This window comes from Mesorhizobium sp. SARCC-RB16n, assembly GCF_008520305.1.
GTDB lineage: Bacteria > Pseudomonadota > Alphaproteobacteria > Rhizobiales > Rhizobiaceae > Mesorhizobium.
Genome location: NZ_ML703297.1, coordinates 53,701 through 69,861 on the forward strand (window position 1 = coordinate 53,701; position 16,161 = coordinate 69,861).

13 protein-coding genes are annotated in these 16,161 nt (G+C 56.7%); 7 read left to right on the plus strand and 6 right to left on the minus strand.

Features of this window, described 5'->3' with window-relative positions:
- The first annotated feature begins 125 nt into the window (after positions 1-125).
- A complete protein-coding gene (locus C7I87_RS31455) occupies positions 126-1,226 on the plus strand; it encodes an Ldh family oxidoreductase (protein ID WP_188394067.1) in 1,101 nt (366 codons plus the stop codon).
- A 618-nt stretch (positions 1,227-1,844) separates the two neighbouring features.
- On the plus strand, positions 1,845-3,137 hold the full coding sequence (locus C7I87_RS31460) for an LLM class flavin-dependent oxidoreductase (RefSeq protein ID WP_246696471.1): 1,293 nt from the start codon (positions 1,845-1,847) through the stop codon (positions 3,135-3,137).
- Between the two features lie 65 nt (positions 3,138-3,202).
- Here the strand turns inward: C7I87_RS31460 and C7I87_RS31465 are convergent, their stop codons facing one another.
- Both C7I87_RS31465 and C7I87_RS31470 read right to left on the minus strand, forming a co-directional pair.
- Positions 3,203-3,526 (minus strand): non-heme iron oxygenase ferredoxin subunit, encoded by a 324-nt coding sequence (locus C7I87_RS31465; protein WP_149907857.1) that lies wholly within the window; start codon positions 3,524-3,526, stop codon positions 3,203-3,205.
- A complete protein-coding gene (locus tag C7I87_RS31470; protein WP_149907858.1) occupies positions 3,523-4,782 on the minus strand; it encodes an NAD(P)/FAD-dependent oxidoreductase in 1,260 nt (419 codons plus the stop codon). The genes C7I87_RS31465 and C7I87_RS31470 overlap by 4 nt, the downstream gene beginning before the upstream one ends.
- 212 nt (positions 4,783-4,994) lie before the next feature.
- Between C7I87_RS31470 and C7I87_RS31475 the strand changes: the two genes are divergently transcribed.
- The 5 genes from C7I87_RS31475 to C7I87_RS31495 all read left to right on the plus strand — a co-directional run bounded on the left by C7I87_RS31475 (position 4,995) and on the right by C7I87_RS31495 (position 10,363).
- Complete coding sequence (locus C7I87_RS31475) at positions 4,995-6,413, plus strand: aminotransferase-like domain-containing protein (protein ID WP_149907859.1); 1,419 nt, start codon at positions 4,995-4,997, stop codon at positions 6,411-6,413.
- Between the two features lie 290 nt (positions 6,414-6,703).
- Positions 6,704-7,768 (plus strand): amidohydrolase family protein, encoded by a 1,065-nt coding sequence (locus tag C7I87_RS31480; RefSeq protein WP_188394068.1) that lies wholly within the window; start codon positions 6,704-6,706, stop codon positions 7,766-7,768.
- A gap of 24 nt (positions 7,769-7,792) precedes the next feature.
- Positions 7,793-8,908 carry an amidohydrolase family protein gene (locus C7I87_RS31485; RefSeq protein WP_149907861.1) on the plus strand — a complete coding sequence of 372 codons (1,116 nt, stop codon included), beginning with the start codon at positions 7,793-7,795 and terminating at the stop codon, positions 8,906-8,908.
- On the plus strand, positions 8,905-9,318 hold the full coding sequence (locus C7I87_RS31490) for a Rieske (2Fe-2S) protein (RefSeq protein ID WP_149907862.1): 414 nt from the start codon (positions 8,905-8,907) through the stop codon (positions 9,316-9,318). The genes C7I87_RS31485 and C7I87_RS31490 overlap by 4 nt, the downstream gene beginning before the upstream one ends.
- Before the next feature lie 553 nt (positions 9,319-9,871).
- Positions 9,872-10,363 (plus strand): GNAT family N-acetyltransferase, encoded by a 492-nt coding sequence (locus C7I87_RS31495; RefSeq protein ID WP_149907863.1) that lies wholly within the window; start codon positions 9,872-9,874, stop codon positions 10,361-10,363.
- A 66-nt stretch (positions 10,364-10,429) separates the two neighbouring features.
- Here C7I87_RS31495 and C7I87_RS31500 read toward each other — a convergent pair whose 3' ends face one another.
- From C7I87_RS31500 to C7I87_RS31515, 4 genes are all read right to left on the minus strand, one after another.
- On the minus strand, positions 10,430-10,909 hold the full coding sequence (locus tag C7I87_RS31500; RefSeq protein WP_246696479.1) for an Lrp/AsnC family transcriptional regulator: 480 nt from the start codon (positions 10,907-10,909) through the stop codon (positions 10,430-10,432).
- Between the two features lie 442 nt (positions 10,910-11,351).
- Positions 11,352-14,051 carry a lyase family protein gene (locus C7I87_RS31505; RefSeq protein ID WP_246696472.1) on the minus strand — a complete coding sequence of 900 codons (2,700 nt, stop codon included), beginning with the start codon at positions 14,049-14,051 and terminating at the stop codon, positions 11,352-11,354.
- Positions 14,048-15,106, minus strand: coding sequence for a pyridoxal-phosphate dependent enzyme (locus C7I87_RS31510; protein WP_149907864.1), 1,059 nt, complete (start codon positions 15,104-15,106; stop codon positions 14,048-14,050). The genes C7I87_RS31505 and C7I87_RS31510 overlap by 4 nt, the downstream gene beginning before the upstream one ends.
- Before the next feature lie 22 nt (positions 15,107-15,128).
- The gene (locus C7I87_RS31515) at positions 15,129-16,064 is read right to left on the minus strand and encodes a GHMP family kinase ATP-binding protein (protein ID WP_246696473.1); all 936 of its coding nucleotides are present in this window, start codon (positions 16,062-16,064) and stop codon (positions 15,129-15,131) included.
- Positions 16,065-16,161 lie beyond the last annotated feature (97 nt).

The window sequence follows — 16,161 nt, forward strand, 5'->3', positions numbered from 1 at the left end:
GCCGCGCCAGTGAGTTTTGAGGACTCGCCCTTACTCACGAGTTCGACCCACGCGGGTGGCAAGAAATTTGCTAGGGGTGTTACGCCGCCTGATGGTCGTGATGGGCCTGAATCGAGGAAACGTTCATGAGTTCAACCGAAGACCTACGGCTGGGTGAACCGCACGAAGGGCGCTTTTTGGTGGTGGAGCCCGACCGTCTCACCCGCATATGCGCGGCGCTGTTGAAAGCAGCCGGCGCTTCAGAGGACGAAGCGCAAGCAGTCGCCACCGGCTGCGTCAACGCCAACCTGGCTGGCCATGATTCTCATGGAGTGATCGCCATTCCAGGCTACATCGACAGCCTGAAGGCAGGGGATATCGTGCCGGGTGCAGAGTGGACAATTGTGCGAGAATCCCCCACCACGGCTGTTATCGATGGCAATTGGGGTTTTGGTTTTCATGTCAACACTAAGGCGATGGCGCTCTTGATCGAAAAAGCAAAGACCGCGAACGTCGCGGCGTGCACAGTCTTCAGGCAGAGCCATGTTGGACGGCTAGCCGCGTATCCTTTGATGGCGGTAAGCGCCGGCATGATCGGGTTTGCGGTCGCTGGTTCCGGTAGCTTTCCCGATTGTGTCGCGCCCTTCGGTGGACGTGAGGCGCGGCTTGGAACCAACCCCATCTCGATCGGGGTGCCCTCCAATCTCCAAGCCCCATTTCTGCTCGACATGGCAACCTCAGCCGCTGCCGCCGGCAAGCTTGAACTGGCGATCGCGCGCCGTGAGAAAATTCCCGAGGGCTGGTTGATCGATGCCGAGGGTCGCCCCACGACCAACCCCCACGACTATCGCAAGGGCGGGGTGCTACTGCCGCTCGGCGGACCCGAGGGTTACAAGGGCAGCGGCCTCGCTGCAATCGTGGAACTGTTATGCGGACTGCTGCCAGATCCTGGTTTCGGGCCCCAGTCGAGCGGCCGGGAGAATTTAGGCTGTTTTATGGCTGTCTTCAACGTGGCTGCGTTCTGCCCGCTTAACAAATTCAAACATGAGGTCGCCGAGTTCGCGCGGTACCTTAAATCGGCGACGCCGTCGGAAGGCTCGCCCGGCGTGTTCTACCCCGGCGAGATCGGATATTTGCGCGCACAGAAGCGCATGGCAAACGGCATTGAGATAGAGAAAGCGACCTGGGACAAGCTGCGCACGCTGGCGCGTAATTACAGGCTTGCCGGAGAACTTGATCTCGCCTGAAATGTATGACGTGGCGAAGGATGAAGGTCGGGTTTGACGCACATTGGCGTAATACCAGCGCCGTGCGCGTGTGCGGTAAGAGCCGGCGGAGCGTTCGTCTGCCGCTGCCCAGGAGGTCGGCGACGCGGCGTTTGACACATAAATCAAGAACGGGCGGCCGATGGTGGTGGAAGATCGGCTGTTCTGCGATCGAAGACGCTCTATCGCCCGTTCACGACGTCCTCTTCGATCTCGCATATCGTCGACCGCGCCTTGCGACGGGCCGGCGTCGAGGATCCCCCGCAACAATCCGCTTTCATTGGTTCGTCCCCAGTCTGACTATGAACAAGACTGCGTATTCCAATGAAACCGGACGGTGATTCCGGGACGAAACCGGACGCGTCCGGCTTTTGATCGGAATGCCGTCCGATAAATCGTCGGAATCTGCACAAGACCTTGTTCTGAATCTAACATTAGCCCCACATTCCTAGTGCTTTGCGGGAAAGTTTTCGCACCATCCTTGGATGGCTTGAGGAAAGCGATTGTAAATCAGTTACCTAGCTGGACGTTTTCTCCGTCGGCACATCCCTTGCAATGAGAACAGCATATATATCAAAAGCCAAATTGTAGGAGTCCAGAATGTCTCGCCAGATGAAGTTTGTAGCGTTTCTCTTGGCGGGGCCAACTTGCCATCATCATGCCATGTGGCGCCATCCGCAAACAGAGAATCGGTTTCTCGACCCCGCGTTCTGGGAAACGCTGGGGAGAACGCTCGAGGCCGGCAGATTTGACGGACTATTCTTCGCGGATGTTCTCTCTTTCCATAACGAAACCACTATGGCGCGAGGCGGGCAGATGTCGCTGCTTGATCCTGTCCCGCTAGTGGCGATGATGGCGCGGGCGACGTCGCGCATTGGACTCGGTGTGACATTATCGACGACTTTCCAAGACCCCTATGCGATAGCCCGAGTGCTTTCCTCGCTTGATGTGCTAAGTGGCGGCCGCATCGCCTGGAACATTGTGACTTCCTTTAGCGACCTGGATGCGCAGATCTTTGGCGAGGAGGCGCTCCTGCCGCGCAGTGAACGTTACGACCGCGCCGAGGAGGTCCTGAAAGTGTGCCTCGACTTGTGGACGGGGTGGGCGGACGGCGCGCTCGTCCTTGACAAGGAGAGCGGCGACTTCATTGATGAGGCGAAGGTGCGCCGCACCGAGATCGCCGGGAAATACGTCGGAGCAAGGGGCGTATTCACCGTCCCACCGAGCCCTCAGGGACACCCGGTCATTATGCAAGCCGGATCGTCACCGCGCGGCCGCGATTTTGCCGCCAGCCACGCCGAGCTTGTCTTTACGCTTCAGCACTCGTTGCCGGACATGCAGGAATTTTATGCCGAGATGAAGGATCGCGTCGGCAGGGCGGGGCGAAATCCGGACGATTGCGCCATCCTTGTCTCAGTAGACCCGATCGTCGGCGAAACGAACTCTCTTGCCCGCGAAAAGCAGGCTTACATCAATGACTTGGTCGACCCTCACGTCGGAATCCCCTTCATGTCTGACCACACCGGGCTCGATTTGTCGCAGTATCCGGTCGACAAGCCAATCATCGACATCCCGGCAGAAACCGGCTCTCGTGGTTCCTTCGATATCATCCTTCAAGGCACCAAGGCCAACAATCTCACGCTCGGCGAAGCGGCCAAGCATTTCGCCATAAGCGAACTCTGCCCTCAAGTCGTGGGCACGCCCGAGACCGTGGCCGACCAGCTTCAGGATTTCTTCGAAAATAAGGGCTGTGATGGCTTCATAGTGACGCCCACCGTAATGCCAGGCTCCTTCGAGGCCTTCACGCGATCGGTCGTCCCGATCCTCCAGAAGCGCGGTCTATTCCGCAAGGAGTATCCGGGCTCCACTCTGAGGGAAACGATCAAAGCGTAAGCGATCCGATGACGTGACAATTGGAACTACCGAAGCGGCGTTCCGGGTACCGAACTGACCACAGCTTAGACGGTCCCTTCGATGAGGACTTCGACGACATTTTCGCGGATCCTCGTCTCAAAAACGGCAATTGGACAATCGGCAGGTCCTCTGACCACCTGGCCAGTCCTTATGTCGAATTGTGCGCCGTGCAAAGGACACTCGACCAGTCCATCCTCGAGCCAGCCATCCGTCAATAGAGTATAAGCGTGGCTGCATATGTTATCCGTTGCGTAGACAGCGCCGCTTATTAAATATATCGCAATTTTCTTTTCCCCAATAACGAATGGATACATCCCATCGGCGTCCAAGTCATCCAGATGGCACAGGCTTACCCAATTCATCGTCATTGCATCCTCACATTTAGATTGAGGATCGCGGATCCAGCTCCCAAATCACCAACCGTTGAGCAACTCTGTACCAGTATTGAGTCCTTGATGAGCGCCGTTGGAATTGGCTCGCCCCTTCGATCGGCGCGCCGAAGTGCCGACATCTCCCGCCCTTTATTAACGCTTTCAGCCCCTACCAAGGATCCGGCATCGTCAACTCCAATGCGCAGCCAACTCTCGGAGTTCAGGTCGCCGATCTGGTGGAAACGCGATGCCCTCTTCGGCAATCCGAGGCATTGGATGTTGGAGTCATACTGGTCAGACCAGAACCATGGAAGCTCGTTGAACATGCCATCTCTTCCCAACATGCTGGTCGCTGCCACGGTGCCTTGAGCTGAAGCAGAGCTCCATGACTCTGTGCGTATATGCACCCCTAGGTGATCGACAGGATAGCTCGTCACCTCGCCAGCAGCAAAAATCCGTTCGTCGGAGGTACGGCATTGCTGATCGACCACGATTCCATCAGCGGTGGCTAGTCCGCATTGGAGGGCAAGCTCGATGTTGGGAATAATGCCGACGCCTACCACTAGGATGTCAGATCTGACCTCGCCTTCAGGCCACCTCAGAACAATATCGTTCCCGTCCTGGAAGGCTTCGCAGATGTTGATGTCAAGGAAAATCCTGACGTCTTGTCGGGAATGCATCTTGCGGGCAAACTCTGCGAGTGTAGGCGTGGCGCCACGCGACAAGAGTTCCGGCGCGCGTTCCAGCAAGGTGACGGTGCATCCATTGCGCTTTGCTGCCGCGGCTATTTCCAGACCAACGAATCCACCTCCAATGATAGCGATACGCAGATGGTTATGCAGGGCCGTCCTTAGTCGTTGGGCATCTAAAATCGTGCGCAGATAGAAGACGCGCGCAGGGTCGATATTCGGTAGATCCAGACGGCGTAGCCGCGATCCTGTGGCCAACAAGAGCCTATCATATTGAATAGAAGAGCCATCCGATAGCGCTATCGTTTGATTGGGGCGATCGATGCTGGTCGCAGTGAGGCCATCCCGCAGTGTCACGTTCGACTTATAGATCTCGGCAGGGCCAAGGTCCGGACGAACTGGCTCTGTTGTCTTCAGGTATTCTTTTGAGAGGGGAGGCCTGTCATATGGCACCCCTGGTTCTGTCCCGAAAACGTACACAGACTGACTTGGCTCGAGCCGGTGAAGTTCCGCAGCAGCACGGTGGCCGGCCACACCACTTCCGATAATAACAAAGTCGCCCATCAGGTCCGTTCCCGTGTCCGTCTCTAAGCGGTATCTTAGAACGCTTAACATCAACGGCTGGAACGTTCCTAGATACAGCTGCGCTCGATTTTGATCATCACAATCCGTTCGAGACCGGCTGTCGGTGCGCCGCTCACGGGTCAACGCGCTGAAAAACTGTCATGGCTCTACGTCCATTAGACAGCGAAGATCAGCACTGTTACGCTGGCATAATGTCCTATCGCTATAATTCTGTTGTCGACCTCATTCACAAACAAATAAGCGCTGGCACTCTAAAGGTTGGCGACCGTCTGCCGTCGATCAGGCAGCTCAGCCTCCTGACCGGTTTCAGCACTGTCACGATCCACCACGCCTACGAACTGCTTGAAAGCCAGGGGTATTGCAGTGCGCGCCCCCGATCAGGGTTTTACCTGGTGCGTACGCCGCTACAACAAATGGGAGATTTTCCACATGACGGCGAGAACTCGATCGAACCGGTCTCGATCGTGGACTTCCCACATGCCCTGCTGCTGTCATGGCAAAAGCGGACACTGGATGCCTTCGGCGCACCTCATCCCAGCGCCGACCTGTTCGATTGCGCTGACGTCGACAGGGTGATGTGTCGCCTTCTAAGGCGGAGAAAGGCGATTGCCGCCAACTCCGTAGGAGGCGACCCTGAACTCCGCCTCCAAATTGCGAAGCGCGCAGCGCAGCGCGGCGTCGTCACCCGTCCTCAAGACATTGTCATTACCGGTTCAGCGATACAGGCGTTCAACCTCTGTCTCGATGCCCTTACTGATCCCGGCGATGTCGTCTTGGTCGAAAGTCCGTCGTATTTTCCTGCCTTATCGAGTATTAAGCGGCGAAATTTACGTGTGATCGAAATCTATTCACATCCAGTAAATGGCATTGACCCTGACCAGCTGGAGCATTTGGTCAGGCACAATGAAATCCGGGTGGCCGTTTTAATGGTGAGCAACCACTTTCCGACCGGTATCACCTATAGCGAAGATCGAATGAAAAGGATCGTCTTGGTAGCAAAAAAGAATGACGTTACGATTATAGCAAATAGTATGCTCGATGATATAACGTATGATAGTGGAACTGATAACTGTTTGCGAAAATTCGACTCTGGTGAAACGGTATTACAATTTAGCAGCTTTGAGTGCGGTCTATCCCCACAATATGGGCTTGGATGGATTGTCGCCGGAAAACATTCGCAGAGAATATTGGCCGCGTCTTACTTGGGCGACTACGCGCCGAATGATCAGCGCATACAGCAGGCCGTAGCGGAGTATCTTTCCAGCCGAAGCCACGACAGGCAGTTGCGACGCATTCGGGAGACTCTTGCATCGCGCATGGAGCGAGGGCTTCAACTGCTCGCCGACAGCTTGCCGACGGGATGTTCCGTAAGCCGACCAACGGGCGGTTACATGTGTTGGGTTCGTGGTCCACAAAAATTTACGTCCATGACCGCGGTGCTCCAACTGCACAAGCAGAACGTCAGCATTTTGCCCGGTTCGGTATTTTCCGCCGCAGCCCGGTCATTCGAAAATTTCTTAGCCTTGAACTTGTCGTTTCCATGGTCAGCAGAAAACGAAGCGAAGATTGGCAGGATCGGCGATTTGATCGCACAAACTGTCGGACGCTGACTTCTGTGACCTTTGGGAGACCGCGAGGCATTCCATTTCGAGACGCCGTTCAGGGCCTGGGTCGAGGGCTTCAACTCCCGCGTCCGACTTGCCATAGCCGGCTTGCCGGTGGACTGCGCGACAAACTGTACTGATGCGCTTTTCAGAAATCTGTACATTGCGTGGCGCCGCAGATTGCGCGAAAACTCCGACATGGGCCTGGTATCAAGACCCCCAAACCACGCAACACGGCTGCAGTAGTAATGCATTGGTAAGTTACTCCTGCCAAGTCGCCAGACAAAGTGCTGACAATGGTTTCTTCCCCGGCCCGCCCTATCGACTGCGACGTCCACGTGGCACTCCCAGACACTCGCGCGCTGCTGCCATATCTTGACGACTACTGGCGGGAGCACGTCATCCGCCGTGGTCTTGATCGCGAAGACTTCGAGCTCAGTTCGTATCCGCCAAGCCTCCCTCTATCGTGTCGCCCGGACTGGCGTCCCCAACAAGGGCTTCCCGGTTCACAATTCGAGCAATTGCGGGATCAGGTACTTGACCCATTTCAGTCACGATTCGCCATTTGCAACGTGCTACATGGCTCGCAGATCATGTTCAGCGAGGACCTATCCGCAGCACTTTGTCGCGCCATAAACAACTGGATTAGCGCGGAATGGCTTGATCGCGACCCTCGACTTCGGGCGTCAATTGTCGTGCCTGTGCACAGCCCTGAACTGGCAGTCGCAGAGATCGAACGTCGCGCTGCCGATCTACGGTTCGTGCAGGTGCTCATGTTGGCTATGGGTGAGATGCCACTTGGCAGGCGACAGAATTGGCCGATCTATGCTGCGGCCGAGCGCCACGATTTGCCAATTGGCGTCCATGCGGGAAGTAGTCTTCGCAATCCGCCCAGTCCCTTGGGCTGGTCGTCGCACTATATCGATGACTACGTATCACAGGCACCGGGATTCTCTGGGGCTCTCAATAGCTTAGTAGTTGAAGGTGTTTTCAACAAATTTCCGCACCTCAAGGTCGTATTACTGGAGTCCGGTGTGACTTGGTTGCCGGCGCATCTATGGCGCGCGAATAAACAATGGCGCGGCGTACGATCTGAAACTCCCTGGCTTACGCGCCCGCCGTCGGAGATTATTCGCGAGCATGTGCGGCTGACGGTCCAACCTTTCGATGCCCCCCCAACAGACGGCCAGGTCCAGACGATCATCGATCAAATTGGCTCCGACGAAATGTTATTGTTCTCCACCGACTATCCGCATTGGCATTTCGACGGAACCGACGCGGTTCCTCAGGGGCTATCACACGAATCACTATCGAAGATGCTCGTGGACAACGCTTTGGCGACCTATCCCCGCCTGAACTGACCAAAGAACAGCGAAGATACCAACATGGACACAAACGTTCTCAGCCAGAAGCCGAAGGTCGCCGCTTCGAGCCATACGGGTTTTATTGACTGCGACATCCACGCGACCTGGAACTCGTTGGCCGATTTGGATGAGTTCCTGCCTCAATACTGGCGCGAGCATCGCGAAACCATTGGCTCGCGCTGGCGCCAGGGACTGGCGAAGACAATGAACTACCCTCGGATGAGCAAGGGCGGCGGAGTACGGCAGGATGCTTGGCCATCGAACGGCTCCGTTCCCGGGGCGGACCTTCCGATGATGCAAAAGCAGCTGCTTGATCTGTTCAATGTCGAATACGGCATCATGGTGCAGCCCATGGAGCTTAGCAGCGAGCGCAATGTCGAATTCGGCGCGGCCTTGGCGACCGCAGCCAACGAATGGCAACTCGCACGTTGGTGTGATCCGGAACCGCGGTTGAAGGGCGCGGTGCAAATCAACGTGGAGGATGAAAAGGCGGCCATTGCGGAGATTGAAAGGCGGGCGGGAGATCGGCGTTTTGTGCAGGTGCAGTTTCCGCAGCGTGGCGTGGAGCCGATCGGGCGTAGGCGGTACTGGCCCATTATGGAGGCCTGCGCGGCTAACGGCTTTCCGATCGCGATCCATATCGGGGGAATAGGGGGGTACCCGTCCACTGCCGGCGGCTGGCCTTCCTACTATCATGAGGAACATCCCGCCTATGTGCAGGCCATGCAGAATACGGTGATTAGTTTGGTTTGCGAGGGCGTATTGTCGCACATTCCCAATCTGAAGGTGAACCTGCTGGAATCCGGATTCGGATGGCTGCCCTCTTTATGTTGGCGATTGGATACGGCGTGGAAGCGTTTGCGCGCAGAGGTGCCACTCTTGCGTCAAAAGCCATCCGAGTATGTCCGCGAGCGCATTTGGCTTACCACCCAACCGGTTGACGAGCCGGAGCGACCTCAGGATCTGCTGTCCACGATCGAATGGATCGGGGAAGATCGGTTGATGTTTTCGACAGATTACCCCCACTGGGACCAGGACGATCCGCGCTATGCATTCAAGGCCGCCTTGCCTGAAGCGTGGAAGCGCAAGATTTTCCATGATAATGCACGCACGTTGTATGGGCTGAGCCAATCATGAGCCGCCATGTGGTCGCCACGGTAGACGAAATTGCATCTGGCACGTGCAAGGTCGTGACGGTCAAAGGACGGGAAATTGGCGTGTTCCGCCTTAAGGACGAGTTCTTTGCTCTAATTAATCGCTGTCCTCACCAAGGCGCACCGCTTTGCCAAGGCGACTTAGTAAGCAGAGCTGAGTCGCCTTGTCCTGGGGAATATCGCCTCACCCGTCGCGGAGAGATCGTGCGTTGCCCTTGGCACGGTTGGGAATTCGACATTCGCACAGGTCAATCCTGGTGCGATCCCGATAGCGTGCAGGCGCGTACTTTTGCCGTCGAAGTCGAGCCCGGCGAGATTCTGGCCAAAGGTCCTTTGCAGGCAGAAACCGTCGCGGTCAATGTTGACGGAAATTATGTCGTGATCACAGTTTGAGCCGCACTGGCGCGACCGAACCGAGCCCTCTCTTCCAACAACGGCTTCGAAGACCAGCGATCCTATTGGCGACTCAGAGTGCCGACGTCCCCGGTGTCCCGGCCGATCTTCCGGAACCGGAGCGCGCTCTATTCTCGGTCCGCTCGTTGCACGCCGGCTATGCCTCCTCCGCCGACATCGAGAGCGCTCCGCGCAGTAGCAGCTCGGCCATACCTCGGTCAAAATGACCGGAAAATAACACCGCCCGCGTGATCGGTTCCTGACCAATCCCACCAATGCGCAAGACGTCGGGCACATGAACGAGGGAAGGCCTGACGTTTGTCGCGTCCGCGACACGGTGTTCGATGTCCGTCCCCCCCACCTCACTCTCATGCTCTTGAATTATAGCCCATAAACATCGCACGAAGTCATTTCTGCTCAGGTGGCACGGCTGTTGCTCCCGTCCCTTTGGAGTCGGGAGGAGCTGCCAACCGACATTCGGGTGGAGGTTGAGTTAATCCATTCGTGCTTCATCAGAGGCTACAACTTCCACCGAAAGGGAGATCTAGCTTGCATGCACGCGACGCTGAAGACTTTATCTCATTTTGATCGAGCTCGCGTCGCCCACTTAGAACTCGAGCTCGAGCAAGAACGGTTTGTCGACCCGTTGGATTTTGTGTTCTCCGAGCTTCAAGGTAACGCACGCCCCGATCTGGAGCACCCATTTGCAGTCGATGTCCGCCATCAGATCGTTGGCTTCTTTGTCCTGCGTGAACAAGCGGCCTTGCCTGAATGGGCCCCGCCAGGCGTGATTACCTTGCACAGCTTTCGCGTGGGTCGAGGATACCAAGGTAACGGATATGGAAAAGCGGCCACCGAACTTGTCTCTCAATGGATTTCCACAAACCGCCCATCTGCCAGCCGCCTCATGCTTGCCGTTGAAGAAGATAACGTATGGGCTAGACATTTTTATCTGGCGTCCGGGTTTTCTGACACCGGCGCTACTTACTGCGACAAAAAGTTTGGCTTGCAAAATGTCCTTGAACGCGAGATCGATTCCGTCTGAAGTTGAGATCCAGTACCTCGAGCGTGAAGCGGCGAAGCTGAAGTCGAGGCGCCGGAATTGCGATGGCTAAAGCGGGATCGGATCCGCGGACTTAACCTCTTCCATCATGACGCGAGTTCGGAAGCTCTTCACGTTTCCTTCCTGGAAAAATAATTGGCGTGTGAGAGACGTATACTCGTCCATCCCCCAGGTATAAATTATGAGGATGAAGTCTGCCTCTCCGGTAACGTGGTAGCATTGCCGCACCTGGGGGCAGTTCAGGAACCGTCTTTTCATCCCGTCGAGCAAATCCGGTTTTCCGTTCTTAGCCGTCACCTCGACGATGACCGTCTGAGGACGGCCAACCGCTCTCTCGTTTGAGATGGACATGTCCTTTCTGATTATCCCGGTGGACCGAAGCCGTTTTAGGCGTCTCGCTACCGCCGGTGCCGAGAGGCCAACGCGGTCCGAAATTTCGCGCTGCGGCATGAGGTTGTCGAACTGCACCAATTGAAGGATTTTTATGTCGAAATCGTCGAACCGCGTTTTGCCAGCCTGCATCTGCATCACCTAGGCACTCCTGATATAGGTGGCTCTCAGCGCAAACTCTGCGCCATGATAGTTGTCACGTCGCAGCGTCTGGACGGTAAGGAGCGCTCGAACGACATGAGACTGCTATGTTTTGGTTCTGAACCACGGGCCGACGAGTGGAAACGACCACTGCTTGGATGGTTCGAGGCGAAGACCCGGTTCGCCGTCGCTTTCATCGTAGGGTTCGTCAGCCATGGCGAAACCGGCCTCGCGCAGAGAATTCCTGACAGTCCTGAGAACCGTTGACTTGAACATGGGAGGGAGACCCTGAACCACACGAACCCGGCAACGAACCGACAACGGATACCTCTCTCTTCACGCCAAGTCAGCGGCGCGTTCAATCCCGAGGTCAGTTCGGACCGCAATCCCTGTCCAGTTCCTAGACACCCGACCAGACTTTTCCGCGCACTCCACTCCTTCAAGTGGATCGGTGTTTATCGATGAGTTCTTTCACCCTCCATTTGCAGTGCGCCTCGGCGTGCGCCCAGCGTTCCGATATCTCGGCGCATTTCAGCTCCATGTCTCGAAAAAGCGTTTTTGCTTTGGAAAGCTGGTCATCGGTTGATCGTTTTCCGGGTCCTCCTCCGAACTGCAGGGCATCTCTGCACTCTTCGAGACTCGCCGGGAACACGCCAGCGAGTTGGCTGGCAAGCTCGCTTCGGCGCTGGGTGGCGCAGCTATCCTGAGACAGGCGCTGGGCGATCTCGCCAATTTGTGTGTGGGCCTCCCTGAAAGGGATGCCTCGCGAGGCCATCCGTTCGGCGGCGATGGCCGTCATTGACAACCCGTCTTCCAGATGGTCACGCATCGACCTGACGTTGAACGACATGTACTTCACGATAAGCGATGTGAGGATGATGGCCCTCTGCAGGGACTCTTCTGAAAGCCTGAGAGGAGAGCAGCCGTAGTTGCTTGCTTCAATCGAGTTGCTAAAAGGCGCTTTGCAGGTAGCCGTTGCCGCAGAAACGTATGCGCCGATTACAGTGCTTGCCGACCCCTTGATGTGTTCAAGCAGGAACGGGTTCTTCTTTTGCGGGAGCATGGAAGAGCCGCCGGCAAGATTTCGAGGAACATCGATCAGAGCGAACTCGCGTGTTGTCCAGACTTGCAGATCCTGGGCCACACGACTGAGCAAGGTCGAGATGCTAGCAAAGACAGAAAGCCCGTGCAGGTGATGGTCGCGGCTCGCGACCGCATCAAGAGAGTTGAACGACGGCTCTTCAAATCCTAAAAGACTTGCGGTTTTCAAAGGATCAATCGGCATACTGGTGCCTCCACCGGCACCAGCTCCCATAGGGCAGTTCCTGATGTCTTCCAGCAGGCTATGGAGGCGCTGGCGCTCGCGCCCCAGAGCGAAGAAAACGCCAAGCAGATAGTGCCCTGGCGATCCGGGGAGTGCGATCTGGTACTGGCTGTACAGCGGGGCCACAAGGCTTGACGCTTCCTCCACTCGCTGAAGTAGGGCACCTTGTGCAATTCCTATCTGTTGTGAAATGGAACATGCAGCCTCCCGAAGAACCAGGAGAGAAATGGTCGCGTTCAAATCGTTACGGGACCTCGCAAGGTGCAGCCAGCCGGCCTTTTCCGGGCCAGCTCTGGCAGCAAGTTCGGCCTCATAGGCAAGGTAGAGGCCACGAGGGGCATCGCGGCCCTCCAAGGACTGAAAGCCCTCGTCCTGCAGATCCACGATGTGCTTGAGGAGATCGGCTGCGGCCGCCTGGCTGACCAAGCCCTGGTCCGCAAGCATCACCAGATGTGCTTCATCTATGGCCGCTTGGTGCTGCAAAAGGCGGCCATCCCGCGAGATTTCTATAGGCGGGGCGAGCAACTTCATCGCTTCAAGATGCAGGGTCCACATGCCCTCGCTCGACCCAGGGTTTGGCTTGTCCGATTCGCCAGCAGCCGTCTCGATATCGATCTCAATGGAATCGATCATCCGATCAGCCGCCGCGGCGGCGGCATCGAGTTCATCAGCGACGCCTACGGCGTAGGCTACTCTGTCCCTGAAGTCGCCCTTTATTTGAACTTCGCCTCCCTCAGATTTCAGTAGCCCCGCCTCGGGCACGGTCGGGTCTGGATTTCGAGAAAAGCTCAGGCGTTTGAGTTTACCGGACGTGGGAGCAAGTCGGAAACGGACGGCTCCCGCCCTTGCACTTGCGTGTGGGGGCGTGAACCCTTCTCCCGCGTAAAGTTTGATCACCATGGCAAGGATTGACGTTCCCAGGGCGTGGGAGAGCATGACTGGAATCATCCCTCCAGCCAGCCTGGGGTTAACCTCGATGATGACGGGGCCCGACTCCGCTATCACGAATTCCACATGAGCCGGCCCGAAATTCAGGCCCAGAGCCGACACCGCGCCCGCGGCAAAAGAGGCCAATTCCCGCTGAGATGGCTCCGTTAGCGGGGCCGGGAAGTCGTGCCCTACCTCGACGAAGCAGGGAGGCGGCCCCTTGTGCTTGGCAAGAATTCCAAGGCAATGCAGCGTCCCATCGCACGCAATTATCTCTGCAGAATATTCCTTACCCTCGACATATTGCTGGATGAGGATGTCGGGACTGGGCAGATCCACTTGATCGAGCAGTGCGCCCCTTGCGCTCTCAAACGCCTTGATGGCGGCTATGGAACTATCGCACAACCTCACGCCGCTACTGCCGCTTCCGGACACCGGCTTGACGACCACCGGTAGAGTGGCTTGGGCAAGAATATTCTCGACGTCTCTGACGGAAGTGGCCAATCGTGTTTCAGGGATCGCGATTGATTGCCGCTGCAACTCGGCCGCTTGCTTCCATTTGTTGCGGCATGTGGCTATAGCCTGCGGATTCGCTGCTGGTAGCCCCATCGCCATCGCCGCACTAGACGCTGCTTCCACAAAATAATCCGAGGACGAGTATATTCCTGCCAGGCCGCTTAATTTGGCAGCGACCCCGACGAGTTCGTCCGGACTGCGCGTTTCAGCTTCAATCACCTGGGCGACCGCGTCCTTAAGAAACGGATAGCGCGCAGGATTGCGGGTAACGAGGTAGGTTTCAAAGCCTAGGAGTCGGGCGCGTTTCATCAACAGTTCGCCGGTGCCGGTCGTGTTGCTTTCCACGAAAAGGAAGCTACCTCGGTTCATCATGATGCGTCCTCCAGAACGTTTAGGACAGCTTCCCGGCTTTTCCGCTTCCAAAGATATCGGTTCCATGGCGGGAGAGCGGACGAGGGATGCTCTTCGCTAGAGGGAGTGTCCGGAAGAGCACCCTCGTGTAGGCATCCGTTCTGCCTGAGCCACTCGTGGTCGTAAGCAGTTTCTGCGTAGCGGTGCCCTTCGTCGGGACATATGACGACCACGGATTCTCTCGGACACTGCCGAGCGCGCCAACGCCCCACGATATAGCTCGCTCCGGAGGTCGGTCCGGCGAAAATAGCGTGCCGCTCGTGGAGGGTTCGCGTTGCAGCAAATGCGAGCGGAGCCGAGATGAGATGCACCTCGTCATAGAGTTCATGCTTCACGTTCTTGGGGACAAGACTGTTCCCCAGCCCCCGCAGTTTCCGTTCGCCATCCCGTTGGCCAAAAATGACGCTGTTAAAGGTGTCCACGCCAATCAGGCGGGCGCCAGGGGCCTTTTGCCGGAGGCGCTCTATCGTTCCGCAAGTGGAGCCGCCTGACCCCACAGAACCGACCACAGTTACGTCGGGGCCCAACATCCCCGATATTTGATCGGCAAAGAGCTTATAGGCAGCGGGGTTGTCCGGTGTTTCGTATTGCCGGGGCCAGAAACAGGAGTGGCCCAACTGTCTCATCCTAGCCTGCAATGCATCGAGGCGGCTTCTTTGATAACCCCCCTCCCTCGCCTTTTCAGTTATGATGCAGACGTCGGCTCCCAAGGAGGTCAACCTGTTTTCCAGACCTTTGTCCATCACTGGGTCTGTGAAGATTTCGAGCTGGAATCGACGTTCCCGGCAAACGACGGCCAAACCCAGCGCGAAGGTTCCGCTTGAGGTCTCGAGAACTTTCATGCCGTGCGTCAAAGTCCCTTGAGCCAGCGCTTGCTCAATGATGTACTTCGCTGGGAGAAGCTTCATGAACGCAAACTGCGCGAGATAAAGATTTGTCTCACACTTAATAATGCAGGGGAGGGCATAGGCTTCGGAATATCCGGCGAATGGCAGGCGTTTGCGAACAGCGTCCATTGCTTACCTCACCTGCAGCCGGTCACATGGTCAGATAGATTTTTGGCGAGTTGTAGAACGGCGCTACACGGGCGAGCACGGACCGAAGCTTCCGTGGAAAGTCAGCCGCCATTCGATCAAGCAGGATTCCGATCATTGTGCCGCTATGCGCGACGATAACCCCGAGAGCGCTGGTGGCCTCGGATGCTTTCAGCATCGAGTTCAGATGCTTCTTTGGAGTTCGCTCCTGATGCAAAAGAGCGCTGGATGTGGCTATTTTGCCTATCGTCGCCGCATCACCCTTTGGAATTGCTATCCGGGCGCGGTTCAGGAGTTCTTGATATTCGGCTCTTTGATTGGTGGAGATCTCACCTCGCCGTTGATCATAGTCGACGGTTTCGACCGTCCCTCCTTCATCGATACCAACGATTGCTAGCCGAGGCATTTGGCCTAGGAAGGAGAGAAGACTACATTCTCGCTGTTGGTACGCAACCACACCCGGGTACATCACCCCGTCGGATGGCTCGATCTCCGCCATTAGCTTTTCGATGAATGATGTCCGGACTCTACACTTGAAGCAGCCGGCGATAGACCGAGCGGCCGCAACAAGATCTGCAGACGAACTCGCCAGCCCTTTGCCTTCGGCGAGCTCAGATTGCAAAAGGAGGATTCCTCCTGAGGCGCCGAGCGCAATCACGAGATTCTCAGCCAGTCGCTTTGCCTTCACTTTGTGTGACGGATAAACGGTTACGGAACGGGTGCCTGCAATCGGCATGAAGTGAGCTCGCGCAAAAAGCGCGATGGGCATCGTGACCAAGAAGTGAGGGTCCCGGGCAATGGAGCCGACCGGCAACTGACCTTGCAGCAACTCGCCGAATGTTCCGCAACAAAGAGCGTCGCGAGAATGAACCCTTGGCTGCAGCCCGTCCTTAGCGATGATCTGGGTCGCATCCGGGCCATCGAACGTCTGGTGAGACATGTATGGCCTCCAAATTTCATCGGCGGCCGCTTCGAGAAGTTCGCTAGACGACATGCCCGCCCCGTCTCTTGGAGGGTCGATAGGATGCCTGGAATTC